Source organism: Rugamonas sp., from assembly GCF_025354735.1.
GTDB lineage: Bacteria > Pseudomonadota > Gammaproteobacteria > Burkholderiales > Burkholderiaceae_D > Rugamonas.
In genome coordinates, this window is the sequence record NZ_JANXMI010000023.1 from 1 (window position 1) to 17,612 (window position 17,612).

At 67.2% G+C, this 17,612-nt stretch carries 15 protein-coding genes; 10 read left to right on the forward strand and 5 right to left on the reverse strand.

Translation table 11 applies throughout. The annotated features are described in order from the left end of the window. From Q0S71_RS02000 to Q0S71_RS02020, 5 genes are all read left to right on the forward strand, one after another. Positions 1-2,320: ATP-binding protein (locus Q0S71_RS02000; RefSeq protein ID WP_295990558.1), on the forward strand; the 2,320-nt coding region annotated here is incomplete at its 5' end. Further along, complete coding sequence (locus Q0S71_RS02005) at positions 2,317-3,648, forward strand: sensor histidine kinase (protein WP_295990561.1); 1,332 nt, start codon at positions 2,317-2,319, stop codon at positions 3,646-3,648. The genes Q0S71_RS02000 and Q0S71_RS02005, both read left to right, overlap by 4 nt. Before the next feature lie 184 nt (positions 3,649-3,832). Next, entirely contained in the window at positions 3,833-6,037 is a 2,205-nt protein-coding gene (locus tag Q0S71_RS02010; protein ID WP_295990564.1) for an EAL domain-containing protein, read from the forward strand. A 31-nt stretch (positions 6,038-6,068) separates the two neighbouring features. Further along, entirely contained in the window at positions 6,069-7,838 is a 1,770-nt protein-coding gene (locus tag Q0S71_RS02015; protein WP_295990565.1) for a DUF885 family protein, read from the forward strand. Between the two features lie 387 nt (positions 7,839-8,225). After that, the gene (locus Q0S71_RS02020) at positions 8,226-8,810 is read left to right on the forward strand and encodes a hypothetical protein (protein WP_295990566.1); all 585 of its coding nucleotides are present in this window, start codon (positions 8,226-8,228) and stop codon (positions 8,808-8,810) included. Between the two features lie 251 nt (positions 8,811-9,061). Here Q0S71_RS02020 and Q0S71_RS02025 read toward each other — a convergent pair whose 3' ends face one another. The 5 genes from Q0S71_RS02025 to Q0S71_RS02045 all read right to left on the reverse strand — a co-directional run bounded on the left by Q0S71_RS02025 (position 9,062) and on the right by Q0S71_RS02045 (position 14,128). Next, positions 9,062-9,250 carry an FxDxF family PEP-CTERM protein gene (locus tag Q0S71_RS02025; protein WP_295990568.1) on the reverse strand — a complete coding sequence of 63 codons (189 nt, stop codon included), beginning with the start codon at positions 9,248-9,250 and terminating at the stop codon, positions 9,062-9,064. Between the two features lie 63 nt (positions 9,251-9,313). Further along, complete coding sequence (locus Q0S71_RS02030) at positions 9,314-9,697, reverse strand: hypothetical protein (RefSeq protein WP_295990571.1); 384 nt, start codon at positions 9,695-9,697, stop codon at positions 9,314-9,316. A gap of 258 nt (positions 9,698-9,955) precedes the next feature. After that, positions 9,956-10,864, reverse strand: a complete 909-nt coding sequence (locus tag Q0S71_RS02035) for an NAD-dependent epimerase/dehydratase family protein (RefSeq protein ID WP_295990573.1) — start codon at positions 10,862-10,864, stop codon at positions 9,956-9,958. 172 nt (positions 10,865-11,036) lie between these two features. Beyond that, on the reverse strand, positions 11,037-12,806 hold the full coding sequence (locus tag Q0S71_RS02040; protein WP_295990575.1) for a diguanylate cyclase: 1,770 nt from the start codon (positions 12,804-12,806) through the stop codon (positions 11,037-11,039). Then, positions 12,803-14,128, reverse strand: coding sequence for an extracellular solute-binding protein (locus Q0S71_RS02045; protein ID WP_295990579.1), 1,326 nt, complete (start codon positions 14,126-14,128; stop codon positions 12,803-12,805). Before Q0S71_RS02045 ends, Q0S71_RS02040 begins: the two co-directional genes overlap by 4 nt. 297 nt (positions 14,129-14,425) lie before the next feature. Between Q0S71_RS02045 and Q0S71_RS02050 the strand changes: the two genes are divergently transcribed. The 5 genes from Q0S71_RS02050 to Q0S71_RS02070 form a co-directional block, all read left to right on the forward strand. Continuing rightward, positions 14,426-15,289: an urease accessory protein UreD gene (locus Q0S71_RS02050; protein ID WP_295990582.1), complete on the forward strand. Its 864-nt coding sequence runs from the start codon at positions 14,426-14,428 to the stop codon at positions 15,287-15,289. Between the two features lie 18 nt (positions 15,290-15,307). Beyond that, positions 15,308-15,610 carry an urease subunit gamma gene (gene ureA, locus Q0S71_RS02055; protein WP_295990585.1) on the forward strand — a complete coding sequence of 101 codons (303 nt, stop codon included), beginning with the start codon at positions 15,308-15,310 and terminating at the stop codon, positions 15,608-15,610. A gap of 16 nt (positions 15,611-15,626) precedes the next feature. Further along, the gene (locus tag Q0S71_RS02060) at positions 15,627-16,157 is read left to right on the forward strand and encodes a GNAT family N-acetyltransferase (RefSeq protein ID WP_295990587.1); all 531 of its coding nucleotides are present in this window, start codon (positions 15,627-15,629) and stop codon (positions 16,155-16,157) included. Continuing rightward, positions 16,154-16,480, forward strand: a complete 327-nt coding sequence (locus tag Q0S71_RS02065) for an urease subunit beta (protein ID WP_295990589.1) — start codon at positions 16,154-16,156, stop codon at positions 16,478-16,480. The genes Q0S71_RS02060 and Q0S71_RS02065 overlap by 4 nt, the downstream gene beginning before the upstream one ends. Position 16,481: 1 nt before the next feature. Beyond that, on the forward strand, positions 16,482-17,612 hold a 1,131-nt coding region (locus Q0S71_RS02070; protein WP_295990591.1), incomplete at its 3' end, for an urease subunit alpha.

The following is a 17,612-nucleotide window of genomic DNA, read 5'->3' on the forward strand; positions in this document are numbered from 1 at the left end:
GGCCGCCGGCAGCCACCCCTTCATCCTGTCGCGCGACGCCGACGGCCGCCTCGAGGCGGTGACGACGGTGCCGCAGTCGCCCGAGCTGCTGGTCGAACGCCGCGCCATCGTCGCCGCCGGCCAGAACATCGGCACCATCACCGTCTACGCGTCGCCGGCCGTGCTGTTGCAGCAGATGCGCCAGCGCAAGCTGGTGATCGCCGCCATCATCGTCGTGCTGGACCTGACGCTGGTGCTCAGCCTGTATATGTTGTTGTGGCATCTGATCTTGAAACCGCTGACGGCGGTGGGGCGCTATGCCGGCTACGTCAAGGCCGGCAACAACCTCGGCGCGGCGCCGCCCAAGGCCCTGTTCCTCGGCGAACTGAAGACGCTGTACGCCTCCATCCGCGACATGGTCGAGCTGCTCGACAGCCGTTACGTGGCCATGCATGCCAGCGAGGAGCGGCTGCAAATCGCCTCCAGCGCGGCCGCCATCGGCATCTGGGACTGGAACGTCATCAGCGGCCTGGTGGTGTGGGACGAGCAAATGTTCCGCTTGTACCAGGCCGAGCCGCACAAGGTGCCGATGCCGTTCAAGCTGTGGGAAGACATGTTGCACCCGGACGACGCCATCCCCACCCGCGCGCTGCTGCAACAGTCGCTCGAGGGGCTGGCCGAGTACGACGTCGAGTTCCGCGTGATCTGGCCGGACGGGTCGGTGCGCCACATGAAGGGCGACGCCATGATCTTCCGCGGCGCCGACAGCCGGCCGGTGCGCATGGTCGGCGTCAACTACGACATCACGGCGCAAAAGTCGGCCGAGATGGAGTTGCGGCGCCACCGCCACCACCTCGAGGAGCTGGTCGAGGACCGCACCCGCGCGCTGTCGGTGGCGGTGTTGCAGGCGCAGGCGGCCAACCAGGCCAAGAGCACCTTCCTGGCCAATATGAGCCACGAGCTGCGCACGCCGCTCAATTCCGTGATCGGCTTTTCGCGCCTGATGGCCGACTCCAAGCACATGCTGCCGGAGGAAAAGCGCAACCTGGCCATCATCCACCGCTCCGGCCACCATTTGCTGACGCTGATTAACGACATCCTGGAACTGTCGAAGATCGAGGCCGGCCGCGCCGTGCTGCAAACGGAGGTGGTCAGCCTGCGCGAGATGTTGCAGGAAGTGATGGACATGGTCAGCATGCGCGCCGGCCAGAGCGGCATCGAGCTGATACTCGAATGCGTGCTGATGCCGGCGGCCGCGCGCGTCGACGGCACCAAGCTGCGCCAGGTGCTGCTGAACCTGATGTCGAACGCGGTCAAGTTCGCGCACCAGGGCAAGGTCACGCTGGGCGTGCGCGGCGTCACCGGCGCCGACGGCGGCTGCCAGCTCAGTTTCGCCGTGCGCGACAGCGGGCCCGGCATCTCGGAGCAAGACCAGGTGCGCATCTTCGAGCCCTTCATCCAGGCCGACGGCCCCGGCGCCAAGGAGGGCACGGGACTGGGCCTGACGATTTCGCGCGAATTCGTGCTCTTGATGGGCGGTGTGCTGGGCGTGCAGTCGGTGCTGGGGCAGGGCGCCACGTTCACCTTCACGATACCGGTGCAGCTGACCGGCGCGGCCGGACTGACGCCAGAGCGCCCGGCGGGGACCGGCGGCGGCGGCGACGTGGCGGCGCTGGCGCCACAGGACCGCGGCTGCCGCATCCTGGTGGCCGACGACAACGAGGACGGCTGCGCGCTGCTGGTCAGCCTGCTCAAGCCGCTCGGCTTCGCGGTGCGCTGCGCGCCCGACGGCGTGGCGGCGCTCGACGCCATCACGGCCTGGCAGCCGAATCTGGTGTTCATGGACTGGCGCATGCCGCAGCTCGACGGCCTGGAAGTGACGCGCCGCGTGCGCGCCGACCCCGACCAGGTGCAGCCGCGCATCGTGATGCTGACCGCGTCGGCCTACGCCGAGGAGCGCGAGGAGGCGCTGGCCGCCGGGGCCGACGAATTCATGCGCAAGCCGGTGCAGCAGGAGCAGCTCTACCTGGTGCTGGAACAGCAGCTGGGCCTGCAATTCGTGCGCCACCGTCACGCCCAGCCGCAGGCGCTGCCGGCGCCGCTGTCGCGCGGCGACCTCGATCTGCTGGCGCCCGAGTTGCGCGCCACCCTGAAGACGGCGGTGCAGGAACTGAACCTGGCGCGCGTGGCGCTGCTGCTGGCGCCCCTGCCGCCGGCGCTGGCCGGGGTGGTCGAGCGCATCGAGCACATGCTGCGCCTGCACCGCTATCCGCAGCTGTGCGTGCTGCTCGACGAGGCCGCCGCCGAAGCCGACGGCAATCCGATCCGGGAGACCGCATGACGGCCGCCGCAGTCGTCACCGCCGCCGCCGCCGCCGTCGCCGCAGCGGCGGCCAGCGCCGCCGGACAGGCCGTGGCCGCCGGCAGCGCCGGCGAAGTGCTGGTGGTGGAAGACACGCCGGCCTCGCTCAAGCTGCTCAGCGACCTGCTGATCGCGGCCGGCTACCAGGTGCGCCAGGCGCCGGACGGCGAGCTGGCGCTGTGGAGCGCGCAGGCCCGCCCGCCGGACCTGATCCTGCTCGACATCCGCATGCCGGGCATCGACGGCTTCGAAGTGTGCCAGCGCCTCAAGCAGAGCACCCAGCTGCGCGACATTCCCGTCATCTTCCTGTCGGCGCAGTACGACATGGACGACAAGATGCGCGGTTTCAAGGCCGGCGCCGTCGACTTCATCGCCAAGCCCTATCAGACCGAGGAAGTGCTGGCGCGGGTGCTGGCGCAGATCAAGCTGGCGCGCACCCAGCTGGCGCTGGCGGCCAGCAACGCCGAGCTGACGGCGACGCTGTCCCAGCTCGACACGGCGCGCGGCGAGATCGCGCGCTCGGAGCGGCTGGCGGCGCTGGGCGCGCTGGTGGCCGGCGTCGCCCACGAATTGAACACGCCGATCGGCAACTGCGTGCTGGCCGCCAGCGCGATGGACGACCGCACCCGCGGCTTCCTCGAAGGGCTGGACGGCGGCGTGCGGCGCTCGGAGCTGATGCAGTTCGGCGCCGACGTGAGCCACGCGGCCGAGCTGTTGCAGCGCAATCTGCACAAGGCGGCCGACCTGATCGAATGCTTCAAGCAGGTGGCGGTCGACCAGAGCAGCTCGCAGCGCCGCCAGTTCGACCTGGCGCTGCTGATCGAGGACATGATGACGACGCTGCGTCCGGCGCTGCGCGACATGGCGGTGACGCTGGACCTGCAGTCGGCGCCCGGCGTGGCGCTCGACAGCTATCCCGGCGCGCTGTGCCAGATCCTGACCCAGCTGACCCGCAACGCGCTGCTGCACGCCTTCGGGCCGGCGGCCGGGGCGGCGGCCACCATCGTGATCCGGGCCGGCCGCGACGGCGACGGCGCCGCCACGCTGGAATTCGAGGACAACGGCGGCGGCATCGCCGCCGCCAGCGTGGGCAAGGTGTTCGACCCCTTCTTCACGACGCAGATGGGCAAGGGCAGCGGCGGGCTGGGCCTGCACATCGTCCACAACCTGATCGTCAACGTGCTCGGCGGCACGGTCAGCGTCGGCAGCGTGCCCGGCGCCACCCGCTTCGCCATGCGCTTCCCACTGGTCGCGCCCCAGCTCAGCGGCGCCAAGCGCTACGGCCCGGAACATGGCTGGCCGGGATAGCGGCGGCCCGCGCCGGCGGGATAAAACTGCACGGCGCGGCGGCGCGGGTATATCATGGCGGTCGATGCTGTTGAATTACTAACGGTAGCACAGCGCTAACATGGCAATAACACAGCGCTGGCAAAGGCGCCGGCCGGCAGGCGATCCGGCGGCGAAGTCACTCACAGGTCAGAAAGAGTTTTACATGCATCGGGATTTGTCGGAATACCATACCAAGGGCGAAGTGCTGATCGTGGAGGACACGCCGGCCTCGCTCAAGCTGCTCAGCGACCTGTTGACGGAGGCCGGCTACTACGTGCGCCAGGCCCCCAACGGCGAGCTGGCGCTGTGGACCGCGCAATCGCGCCCGCCCGAACTGATTTTGCTCGACATCCGCATGCCCGGTATCGACGGCTTCGAAGTCTGCCGCCGGCTCAAGGAAATCCCGGAACTCCAGCAGGTGCCGGTGATCTTCCTGTCGGCCCAGCACGACACCGACGACAAGGTGCGCGGCTTCGCGCTCGGCGGCGTCGACTTCATCGCCAAGCCCTTCCAGACCGAGGAAATCCTGGCCCGGGCCGACGCCCACGTGCGCCTGGGCCGGGCCCAAAAGGCGCTGGCGGCCGAACGCGCCCACCTCGAGCAGCGGGTTGCCGAACGCACGGCCGAACTGGCCGCCACCGCCCAGTCGCTGGAGCTGGAAGTGCGCCAGCGGCGCGCCAACGAGGAATTGCTGCGCCTGGCCGGCCAGGTGTTCGAGGCCACGCTGGACGCCATCGTCATCACCGACCCGGCCACCAACATCGTCGCCGCCAATCCCGCCTTCAGCAAGATTTCCGGCTACACGGCGCAGGAAGTGATAGGCCAGCCGGTGGTCATGCTGCACGCCGGCCAGGTCAACACCGCCACCTACGCGACGATGGTGCAGTCGCTGCAAAACGGCGGCCACTGGTCGGGCGAGATCCTGGCGCGGCGCAAGAACGGCGACACCTATCCGGGCCTGCTCAGCGTGTCGTCGGTGCGCGACGCCGACGGCCATGTGCTCAACCACATCGCCGTGTTCATGGACATCACGGAACGCAAGGCCGAGCAGCACCTGATCGACTTCCTGTCCAACCACGACGCCCTGACCGGCTTGCCGAACCGGCTGCTGGCGCGCCAGCGCTTCGAGCACGCGGCGGCGGCGGCGCGGCGCGACGGCCAGTGCGTGGCCGTGCTGTGCCTGGACCTCGACCGCTTCAAGAGCATCAACGATTCCTACGGCCCGCACGTGGGCGACAAGACGCTGCAAGTGGTGGCGCGCTTCCTCAGCGAGACCGTGCGCGAGGGCGACACCGTGACGCGCCAGGGCGGCGACGAATTCCAGATCATCGTGCAGGACGACGTCCAGCTGGGCGCCACGCTGGCGCTGGCGCAGCGGATTTTGGACGGCCTGCGGCGCGAATTGATTATCGACGGCCAGCCGATTTCGCTGACGTCGAGCATCGGCATCGCCATCAGCCCGAGCGACGGCGACAGCTTCGATGAGCTGGTGCGCAACGCCGACACGGCGCTGTTCCGCGCCAAGGAAACGGGGCGCGACCACTACGCCTTTTTCACCGAAAGGATGGACGCCGAAATCCGCGACAAGCTGGCGATCCAGGGCCAGCTGCGCGGCGCCATCGCGCGCGGCGAATTCGAGGTCCACTACCAGCCGCAAATGTGCTTGCGCACCGGCGTGATGCTGGGCGCCGAGGCGCTGCTGCGCTGGGATAACGCGGTGCTGGGCAAGGTGCCGCCGAACCGCTTCATTCCGCTGGCCGAGGAGTACGGCCTCATCACCGCCATCGGCGAATGGGTGCTCGACACCGTGTGCGCGCAGATCCGCGCCTGGCACGACGCCGGCGTCGGCGACATGAAGGTCGCCGTCAACCTGTCGGGCGGCCAGTTCGCCCACGACGGCACCGTCGCCTTTGTCGAAAACACGCTGCGCAAATACGGCGTCGCGCCGGCCTCGCTGGGCATCGAAATCACGGAAGGCACGGTGATGGGCGACCCGGACAAGGCCGTCGCCGCGCTCAAGAAATTGAAGAACATCGGCGTCAGCATCTCGCTCGACGATTTCGGCACCGGCTACTCCAGCCTCGGTTATCTGAAGCGCTTCCCGATCGACGTGCTCAAGATCGACAAGTCCTTCGTCGACGACGTCACCACCAACGCCAACGACGCCGCCATCGCGCTGTCGGTGATCTCGCTGGCGCACAACCTGAACATGCGCGTCATCGCCGAAGGCGTCGAAACGCGCGCGCAGATGGAGTTTCTGGCGCAGCGCGGCTGCGACGAAATGCAGGGCTATTATTTCAGCCGTCCGCTGGCCGGCCCCGCGTTCACGGCGCTGATGCGCGAACGGCGCAACCTGCTCGAACTGTAAACGACCTTTTAGCATCCAACCCCGGAGTGTCATGAATAAGAAAATGAGCGCGGCCGCCGCCGCCGCATGTCTGCTGTGGTCGGCCGCCGCCACCTCGGCGGCCGACCATCCCTCGGTCGCCGCCGACGCCCAGTTCAAGGCCGTCTACACGCAAGAGTGGAAGTGGCGCGTGACCCAGCGCCTGGAAGAGGGCGAGGACGACGACGGCGGCGAGATCAGCGCCGAGCTGCCGCACGTCGACCTCAAGACCGAGCAGGCGCGCCTGGCCTACTGGCAGGGCGTGATGAAGAAGCTCGACGCCATCGCGCCGGCGAAATTGTCGGCCGCCGAAAAAGTCAATTACGCCGTCTACCGGGCCCAGATCGCCGCCTTCGTCAGCGCCCAGCAGTTCCGCGAATATGAAAAGCCGCTCAACGCCGACACCGCGTTCTGGTCCAATATGGCCGACGACGCCCGCAAGCATTTCAGCACGGCCGCCGAATACCAGGCCTACATCAAGCAGCTCAACGACGTGCCGCGCTATTTCGGCGAGGAGACCGCGAACATGCGCGCCGGCCTGGCGCGCGGCTTCACGCCGCCGCGCGTCACGCTGACCGGCCGCGATAGTTCGCTGACGTCCGTGACGCAGGCGAAGAGCGCGCAGGAGACGGTTTATTACCAGCCCTTCAAGCAGATGCCGGAGACGATACCGGCCGCCGAGCAGGCCGCCCTGCGCGCGGCCGGCGAGCAAGCCATCGCCACGGCGGTGCTGCCCGCGTACGCGGCGCTGCTCAAGTTCATGCGCGAAGAGTATGTGCCGCACGCCACCGAGGCGCTGGCGGCCGAGAGCCTGCCCGACGGCAAAGCCTATTATCAATCGAAGATCGTCGAGTTCACCACCACCACGCTGAGCGCGGCGCAGATCCATGAACTGGGCTTGAGCGAGATGGCCAAGATCCTCGCCGAGATGCAGGCCACGATCGCGCAGACCGGCTTCCAGGGCGACCTGCCGGCCTTTTTGCACTTCCTGCGCACCGACCCGCAGTTCTACGCCAAGACGCCGCGGGAATTGCTGCTGCGCGCGGCCTATATCGCGAAAAAATTCGATGGCAAGGCCAGCGAGTATTTCGGCTACCTGCCGCGTCGGCGCTTCGCCATCACGCCGGTGCCGGACGACCAGGCGCCGTTCTACACGTCGGGCCGCGGCGGGCCGGGCGTTTATCTGGTCAACACCTACAATCTGCCGGCGCGCGCGCTCTACAGCCTGCCGGCGCTGACGCTGCACGAATCGGCGCCGGGCCACGCCTTCCAGATGCCGGTGGCGATGGAGCAGAAGGGCTTGCCGATGTTCCGCCGCGCCTACATCTCGGCCTTCGGCGAAGGCTGGGCCCTGTATTCGGAGCGACTGGGCAGCGAGATGGGCATCTACGAAACGCCGTATGAAACCTTCGGCATGCTCAGTTACCAGGCCTGGCGCGCCTCGCGGCTGGTGGTCGACACCGGCATCCATGCGCAGGGCTGGACGCGGGAGCAGGCGCAAGCCTATTTGCACGACAACACGGCGCTTTCGGATCACGAAATCGAGACGGAAGTGGATCGCTACATCTCGTGGCCGGGGCAGGCGCTGTCTTATTATCTGGGCGAGATGAGCATCATCAACGCGCGCAAGAAGGCCGAGGCGGCGCTGGGGAGTAAATTCAATCTGCGCAATTTCCACGACACCGTGCTGCAACTCGGTTCGGTGCCCTTGCCGGTGCTCGAGGCGCGCATCGACGCCTTCATCGCCGACGGCGGCAAGAGCCCGTATCCGCATCTGGACTGAGCGCTCGCTCGGGGCCATCGCGCCCGGACCTGCCGATCGCGATGGCGTCGGCAGGTTTTTTTGCGCCCGCGCTCCCTACAGCTCGCCTGTGCCTTGGTTTGCCTGTGCCTTAGGCAACGCTCACCGGGTATGGGGTGGGTGTGCCTTTTTTTTCGGTTTTACTAAAACCTGCTATTCCATACTAGCTGCCGCTACTCCTTACTATTTCATGCGGTTCTATGCTATCGGCGGAACTAAATCGTACTACACGGCTCTAACAAATACAGGCCGGGATTTAGTATGGTTTCGCGTCCCGCGCGGAAATTTTAGTAAGCGATAGCGCGTTGCAGTATTCCTTAGCAGGAGCTAGCAGCGATTAGTAAAACCGATTTTTTCGAGGCACCCACCATGTCCACGCCTGAATCCACGCCCGTCTCCAAGCCAGCTTCCAAGCCTTACAAAAGGCCTCTCTACTATATGAACGTTGCCGTGCCTACCGACTTGTTGGAGGCCTTGGGCGAGCACACGGGCCATTTCTGGTCCGATCCCCTGATGGAGCCTATTATCTGGGATGCGATCCGCGCCTTGATGAATCCAGCTCCGGCGGCCCCGCAGCAGCCGGCGGCGCCGTCCGAGGCGGGCTACCAGTGGAAGCAGGTGTTTCTTCCCGAGGGAACCAAGCTGCGCGCGAGCTTCGGCCGCCAGCCCTACTTCGCCGTGGTGGAGGGCGCCGAAATCAAATGCGGCGAGCGGTCCATATCGCCGTCGGGCTTTGCCAACTTGCACGGCAGCGGCAACCGCAACGCGTGGAAAGCCATCTGGCTGCGCCTTCCCGGCAGCGATGCATGGCTGCTGGCCGATGTTTTCCGCTCGGCGCGAAACAAGGCCATAGCGCGTATGTTCGGAGACGACGCGCCTGCGGCCGCAATAAAATCGCGGGCGACGCCCCGCCTGCGGCGCGATGACGATAAAGATAAGGTTAAGGATAGGTAGCCGGCAGCGCGCCCGTCCCAGCTGCGCCCAAACAAGGTCCGCCCATCCGCCGCGCAGAAAGCTGGGCAAGGCGACGATGTGCCGCGCAAGAAACACACCGAGAAACACGCCGGACGAGGCGGCCGCCCCAAGCGCAGTGCGAGCAAGCTAGTTCCCGGAAGTTCGTGAGGAGGAAAAAAAGCTATGGCATGACGAAATGCCGAGCAAAAAAAAACGCCCCGTAGGGCGTCTTGTCATCGTCGCGTGGACGATTATTTTGCGGCTTTGCGGCGGCGGGCGATGAAGCCCATCAGACCCAGGCCGGCGAGCAGCATGCCGTAGGTTTCCGGTTCCGGCACGGCGGCGGTGAGGCGAACGTTGTCCAGCGAGGTGCCGAGCGAATCGGAGGTGCCGACGGCTTTAAAGGTCAGCAAGTCGCCGAAGTGTTTGTTCTGGCTCACGACGGTGATCGATTCCGCGGTCCAGCTGGCGGCGTTGTTGAAGACGCCGACGCTGTTGCCGTCTCACAATACTTCGATGCCCTGCGACGACGTCGGCACGCCGGCGCGGTCCTGGATGTCGAAGGTCAGCGTGTAGCTCTTGCCGAAGTGGGTGTTCAGGATGTCTTGCGACATCGAACTGTTCTGATTCGTGTCCAGCTCGACGAAGTATTTGCCCGCGTCGGCTTGGCCGGCCACGTTGTTGCGCACTTCGATGCCGTGCGTCAGGCTGGCCCAGCCCTGGATGTAATCGTAGGTGCTCCAGGTGCCGTCGGCCAGCGCGGGGTGGCCCAGGCCCAGGTTTTCAAAACTGCCGTTGATGACGAGGTTAGGGGCGGCTTGGACGCTACCGGCCGCCAGCAGGGCGGCGGTCACGGCGGCGGCTTGGATGAATTTGGTGAAAGTCATGGTAGTTTCCTTTTTTCAGGCGCTGCAAACTGTTGGCAATTATTGTTTCTCAAAAGACACATGAATTATAACAGTGGTAACGCTGGGCAAGCTCGTCACCCAGCCCAAAAAAGGAAAAATTTAAGAAAATAGTTGTATAAATGAGGACGAAAATTGCACCCTGGAATTTAAAATTCCTTGATGCAATTTTTCGGATGGCGCTGCGTGTTTAATATTACTCCGACGAAATTAATTGCGCGGTTGATATCGCATGATGGATCACGCGGCCGCCGGCGGCGCCAGCATGTCGCGTGCGATCCAGTCCAGCACCGGCGGCCGGTGCGGCGCCCAGCCGAGCAGGGTGCGGGCGCGCTGGCCGCGCACGCGGCTGTTGGAACCCAGCCCGTAGGACGCCATTTCATAGCCCCATTCGGCGATGGCCAGATCCAGCGGCCAATCCTGGGCCGGCCCCAGGCCCAGCGCCGCCGCCATGGCCGCCGTCATGTCGCCGAAGGCCGCTTCGCCATGCTCGACGAAGTAAAACATGCCGGCCGCCGTCTTTTCCAGCGCCAGCAGGTAGAGGTCGACGACGTCGTCGATGTGCACGTTCGACCAGATGTTGCGGCCGGGTCCGACATGCCGCACGATGCCGCTGCGGCGCGCTTGCTTGAGCAGGCGCGGCAGCTGCACGCTGTCGCGCGGCAGCGCGCCGTGGCCGTAGATCAGCGTGTTGCACAGCACGGCGCTGCGCACGCCGCGCGCGGCGCCGGCCAGCACCAGCTCGTCGATGGCGACGCGGGCGGCCTTGTCGGCGGTGGGCGCCGGCAGCGCGTCTTCATGATAAATCTGCTCGCTGCCCACACCGCCCGACGCGTCGCCGACGATGCTCGAACCGCTGGTGTGCAGCAGCACCTTGCCGGAGCCGGCCAGGGAGTCGAGCAGCGCTTCGACGGCGCCGCGGTGGTCGCTGCTGGCGGCGTTGACGACGGCGTCGGCCGCCCGCGCCTTGGCCATCAGCAGGGCGCGGTCGTCGAGCGTGCCGACGACGCCGTGCACGCCGATGGTGGCCAGTTCGGCGACCTGCTCCGGCTGGCGCACCAGGCCCGTGACGTGATGGCCGGCGCGCGCCAGTCCGGCCGCGATCGAGCCGCCGATGAACCCCGCCGCACCCGTGATAAATACTTTCATGCCGACTCCGATAGTTGTGCTGGAAAAGCCCAGTATCGCCTCGGCGGCCGCGCGCGCCTAGACCGCCGCGCTCAAATCATTTGTGCAGCGGGCGCAAGAATCGGCACAGGCAGCATCGCCGCCGCGTCGCCGTCGCCGTCGCCGCCGATGCTGACGGCGCCGCCGCCCGCGCCTACTTCCGGCCGCCCAGCACGACCCGGTTGCGGCCCTGTTCCTTGGCGCGGTACATGGCCTTGTCGGCGCTGCGGATGAACAGGTCGGCCGTGTCGTGCTCGTTCGGCGTGAGCACGGCCACGCCGACGCTGATGCTGACGCAGCCGATCGGCGACTTGGCGTGCGGCAGCCGCAGCGCCTCCAGCGCCAGCCGCAGCGCCTCGGCCAGCGCCAGCGCGGCGTCGGCGTCGGTGTCGGCGGCCAGCATGACGAACTCCTCGCCGCCGTAGCGCGCCGCCAGGTCGCTGGCGCGGCGCGCATGGGCCTGCAACAGCGCGGCCACCTTGCGCAGGCAGGCGTCGCCCTCCTGGTGGCCGTAGAAATCGTTGTAGTTCTTGAAGAAGTCGACGTCTATCATCAGCAAGGCCACCGGCTGGCCGCTGCGGGCGGCGCGGTGCAGCTCGGCCTCCAGCGCGGCGTCGAAGCGGCGCCGGTTGGCGATGGCCGTCAGGCTGTCGGTCATGCTCAGCGCCGCCAGTTTTTCATTGGCCAGTTCCAGGTCGCGGGTGCGGGCCGCCACGCGCGCTTCGAGCTGCTCGGTGGTCTGGCTGATGTTGGCGGCCATCTCGTTGAACTTTTGCGACAGCAGCGCCAGTTCGTCGCCGCCCTCGTAATCCATGCGCAAGGCGTAGTTGCCGGTGACGGTTTCGCGCATGATGCAGGCCAGCTTTTCCAGCGGCGCCGAGATGCTGCGCGCGATCATATAGGCCAGGCCGATGGCGACCAGAAAGCACAGCAGGCCGATGCTGACGATCTTGTTGCGCACCGATTGCGCCTCGGCCAGCAGGGCGCCGTCGGGCAGGATGCTGACCACGTACCAGCTGGTGCGCGGAATCTGCGTGTAGGCGACGAAGTAGCCGGCGCCGGCGGCCCGGTCGGGGTAGGCCAGGAAGCCGGTCGGCTCGCCGCCGCGCGCGCTCGCGGCGATGGCGCGCAGCAGCGCCGGCGCGGCCGCCGCCATGGCGCCGGCATGCTCGCGCGGCTGGATCAGGGCGCTGCCGTCGCGGCTGTCGAGCACGAAGATCTCGCTGCCGGCGCCCAGGTGTACGTTGTCGAACACGGTGGCCAGGTGGGCCGGCCGCACGCCCAGCAGCAGGCTGCCGGCCAGGCGGTTGTCGCGCTTCCAGTAAATCTGCCGCACCATGGCGATGCTGGGATTGCCGCCCCATAAATCGAGCGCGGCCCACGACGGCCGGCCCTGGTTGGCGGCGGCGGCCGGCGCGGCGGCCACGAATTGCTCGACGCCGCGCCCGAGCTGGGCGAACACCTGCGGGTCGAGCACGCGGTTGTGCGGATCGAGAAAATACTTTTGGCTGATGTCGTCGCGCGCGCCGTAGGCGTCGAGCAGGATCTTGGTCAGGTCGGCGCGGGCCCGGCCCTTCTCGGTCGCGCTGTCGAGGTCGTAGCGCGCCAGCGCCTGCTGCACCGCGTCCGACAGCGCCAGCGCCTCGCTGCCGGTTTCGATGGCGGCCATTTGCAGCTGCACGTTCTTGGCCACCTGCTTGACGATTTCGGTGGCGAACAGCTGGGTCTTCTGCTGGATCGCCTTGCTCGATTCGGTGTAGGAAATGTAGCCCGACACCAGCAGCGGCAGCAGCGTCAGCACGATGAAGGCGGCCAGCAGGCGGTGCCGGATGGCGCTCCTGCGCAGCAGCGCCGTCAGCTGGCGCTCGGGCCAGCCCGGCGCGCTCGGCGGGCGCGCCGCGGCCATGGCGGTGGGCGCGCTCATGGCCGCACCTGTCGGTCGAGCGCGCCGTTCAACTGGCCGGCGGCCTGCTGCGGCGTGGTCTTGCCGGACAAGACGTCTTGCAGCAGCGGGTGCAGCAGTTCGATGGCCGACGCCGGCAAGAACACATAATACGGCGGCACGGCCTGGGGCGCGGCGCTGATCTGGGCGATGTAGGCCGTCATTTGCGGATCGCTGACGGCCGGCGCGGCCAGCTGCTTCATCGAGGGGATATTGCGGCGCTTGTTTTGCTGCATGGGATAGCCGGCGCCGACCAGGTAGTCGAGAAATTGCAGCGCCGCCTCGCGGTGGCGGGTGTCGCAGACGGCGAAGCCGGTCTCGCTGCCCAGCACCGGCACCACCCGCTTGCCCGGCGCGTTCCACGGCGGCACGAACACGCCGCTGGCGACCCGGCCGCCCATCAGCCGGCCGGCCGCCCACGTGCCTTCGAAGGCCATGGCCGCGCGGCCGTCGGCGTACAGCTTGAGGCCGTCGGCGTAGCCGGTGTTCATATAGCCGGGCTGCAAATAGCCGCGCGCGGCCAGCAGCTTGATCTTGGCGAAGATGTCGGCCACTTCCGGGGTGTTCAAGTCGAGCTTGCCGGCCGCCAGCGCCTCGCGCCAGTCCGGCTGGCGCGCCGCCACGTTGTTGGCGAAGCCGTAGCTGAAGGGGCCGTTGCCCAGCATATTGGGATAGGCGCCGTCGAGCACCAGCGGCGTGTAGCCGGCCTTTTTCAATTGCTCGCAGACGGTCAGGAATTGCTCGAAATTGGTCGGCAGGGCGCCGATGCCGGCCTTGCGGAACATTTCCTTGTTGTAGTAGATCAGCGTGGCGGCGATGCCGCCGGCGACGCCGTAGTGGCGGCCGGACGGCGCGGTCCAGTCCGGCTTGAGCTGGTCCAGCATATTGTCCCAGGCGGCGCTGCGGCCGACGTCGACCAGGATGCCCTGGTCGGCCAGCCGCGTCGCATAGGCGTTGGGATTGAGCGACACCAGATCCGGCAGGCGGTTGGCGGCGACCTTGGGCTTGAGGTTTTCCTCGACCGAATTGCCGATCATGAACTGGACCTCGACCTTGATCCGCGGGTGGGCGCGGGTGAAGGCGGCGGCGATTTCCTGCATTTCCTGCGGCCAGTCGGGGGCCCAGACCAGGGCCGTGATGGTGGTCGGCTCGCTGTCGGCGCGGCCGGGCGCGGCGGCATGGTGGCCGCTGTCGCAGCCGCCCAGCACGGCCAGCGCGCCCACGACGCCGGCGGCGGCCAGCCCGGCCCGGCTCCCGCCCCGGCCGCGCTCCGCTAATTTTTTTAGGATCTCAGGTACCCGCATACTCGGCTAATTTCAATAAACAAACATTAATTTCAAATTGGAAATTAAACGTCCAGTCAGCAGACTACACCATCGCCGTTTTGTTGTGGACGAAATTGTACGGGTTTTACGACGATGGCGTCGAAATACGACAGTGCCGCCGGGAACGGTTTGGGGCGCTGCTGGCATTTCATGCACGAATTTGGTGCGAAATTGACGGTTTGGTGCAAAAAAAATCACGCTGTCAAGAATTGCGCCCTTCAGGCATGGCATAAACCTTGCTTAGAGTAAAAGATTAGCACTTGTCCACGACATACCATGCCCGATTGCATCGCCGCCACCGATCTCGCCGCCAGCCACAGCGCCTGGCAGGCCAGTCTCGCGCTGCGATTCACGGACGACGCCGGCACCACGCGGCTGACCGGCAACCGCCACCACGGCCCGCTGCGGGTGCAAAAGTCGCTCCATCCCGAGGGCGGCGCCGTGTGCCACGCCATCGTCGTCCACCCGCCGGGCGGCGTCGTCGGCGGCGACCAGCTCGACATCAGCGCCAGCGTCGGCCCCGGCGCGCACGCCTTGCTGACCACGCCGGGCGCCGCCAAATGGTACAAGGCCAACGGCAAGGTCTCGCGCCAGCGGCTGCGTCTGGACGTCGGCGCCGGCGCCGCGCTCGAATGGCTGCCGCAGGAAACCATCTTCTACAACGAGGCCGACGTGGTGCTCGACCAGCACGTCGCCCTGGCCGCCGACGCCCGCTACATCGGCTGCGAAATCCTGTGCATGGGCCGGCGCGCGTCGGGCGAATCGTTCAGCGCCGGCAAGGTCGCGCAGCGCACGCAGATACACCGCGGCGGAAAATTGATCTGGTGGGAGCAGGGCGCCTTGCTCGGCGGCGCGCCCGCCAGCCCGCTGGCGCTGGACGGCAAGACCGTCTGCGCCACCCTGATCGCGGTCGGCAAGCCGCTGCCGGCCGGCGTGCTGGCCGAGATGAGGGCCGCCGCCGCCGCCCACCTGCATCCAGACGCCGGCTTCGGCATCAGCCACACCAAGGGCGTGCTGGTGGCGCGCCACCTGGGCGACGACAGCGAAGCGGCGCGCCACCTCATGCTGGCCGTGTGGCGCCGCTTGCGCCCGCACCTGCTGGACCGCGCGGCCGTGGTGCCGCGCATCTGGCGCACCTGAACCCGAACCGGAACCGACATGGATTTGACCCCCCGCGAAAAAGACAAGCTGCTGATCTTCACCGCCGGCCTGCTGGCCGAGCGCCGCCGCGCGCGCGGCCTGAAGCTGAATTATCCCGAAGCCGTCGCCTTGATCAGCGCCGCCATCATGGAGGGGGCGCGCGACGGCAAGACGGTGGCCGAGCTGATGGCCGACGGCGCCGCCATCCTGACGCGGGCCGACGTCATGGACGGCATCGCCGACATGATCCCCGACATCCAGGTCGAAGCCACTTTCCCGGACGGCACCAAGCTGGTGACGGTCCACCACCCGATACCGTAAGCACCAGCCGCGCGCCATGAACATCTACCAACCCGACCTCGCACAATACGACGCCGCCCGCGCCGACCTGATCGCGCTGCTGATGGACGCCGTGGCCCACGGCGCCTCGCTCGGCTTCCTGGCGGCGCTGACGCCGACCGAGGCCGGCGCCTACTGGTGCGAAGTGCGCGCCGCCATGCAGACCGGCGCGCGCCTGCTGTGGCTCGCCGAACGCGATGGCGCCATCGTCGGCACCGTGCAGGTCGAACTGTGCGGGAAAAAGAATGGCGTCAACCGCGCCGAAGTGCAAAAGCTGCTGGTGCACAGCGCGGCGCGCCGCGGCGGCGTCGCGCGCCAACTGATGGCCGCCGTCGAAGCGGCCGCCCGCGCACTCGATCGCGGCCTGCTCTACCTCGACACCGAAGCCGGCTCCGACGCCGAACCGTTTTACCGGGCCTGCGGCTACACCTATGCCGCCGGCCTGCCCGACTATGCCTGTAATCCGTCAGGCATATGGAAACCGAACGCGATCTATTACAAGACACTGTTCACAAGGAGCCCATCATGATCCCCGGCGAATACCTGCTCGAAGAAGGCGAAATCGGCATCAACGACGGCCGCGAAACGGCCACCGTGGTGGTGCAGAACCGTGGCGACCGGCCGATCCAGGTCGGCTCGCACTTCCACTTTTTCGAAGTCAATCCGGCCCTCGGCTTCGAGCGCTGGCGCGCCTACGGCATGCGCCTGAACATCGCCGCCGGCACCGCCGTGCGCTTCGAGCCGGGCCAGCAGCGCACCGTCGAACTGGTGAAGCTGGCCGGCGAACAGAAAGTCTACGGCTTCAACGGCGCCGTCAACGGCAAGCTGGCGACCGTCCCGCCCAAGGGTTGACATGGCGACCCTCGCGCGCCGCGCCTACGCGGAAATGTACGGGCCGACCACGGGCGACCGCGTCCGCCTGGCCGACACCGAACTGTTCATCGAGATCGAGCACGACTACGCGACCTATGGCGAGGAAGTCAAATTCGGCGGCGGCAAAGTGATCCGCGACGGCATGGGCCAGTCGCAGCGCGTGGCCGCCGACGTCATGGACACCGTCATCACCAACGCCGTCATCGTCGACCACTGGGGCATCGTCAAGGCCGACATCGGCCTGAAAAACGGCATGATCGCCGCCATCGGCAAGGCCGGCAACCCGGACATCCAGCCGAATGTGACGATGGCCATCGGCGGCGCCACCGAGATCATCGCCGGCGAAGGCATGATTGTCACCGCCGGCGGCGTCGACACCCACATCCACTTCATCGCGCCGCAGCAGATCGAGGAAGCCCTGATGAGCGGCGTGACGACGATGATAGGCGGCGGCACCGGACCGGCGGCCGGCACCTCGGCCACCACCTGCACGCCGGGGCCGTGGCACCTGCACGCGATGCTGGGCGCGGCCGACGCCTTCCCCATGAATATCGGCCTGCTCGGCAAGGGCAACGTCAGCCTGCCGGCGCCGCTGGAGGAGCAGGTGCTGGCCGGCGCCATCGGCCTCAAACTGCACGAGGACTGGGGCAGCACGCCGGCCGCCATCGACAACTGCCTGTCGGTGGCCGACCGCATGGACGTGCAGGTCGCCATCCACAGCGACACCCTCAACGAGGGCGGCTTCCTCGAACACACGCTGGCCGCGTTCAAGGACCGCACCATCCACACCTTCCACACCGAGGGCGCCGGCGGCGGCCACGCGCCGGACATCATCGCCGCCGTCGGCCAGGGCAATGTGCTGCCGTCGTCGACCAATCCCACGCGCCCGTTCACCGTCAACACGCTCGACGAACATCTCGACATGCTGATGGTCTGCCACCACCTCGACGCCGCCATCGCGGAAGATGTGGCCTTCGCCGAATCGCGCATCCGGCGCGAAACCATCGCCGCTGAAGACATCCTGCACGACATCGGCGCCATCAGCATGATGTCATCGGACTCGCAAGCCATGGGCCGCGTCGGCGAAGTCATCCTGCGCACCTGGCAGAGC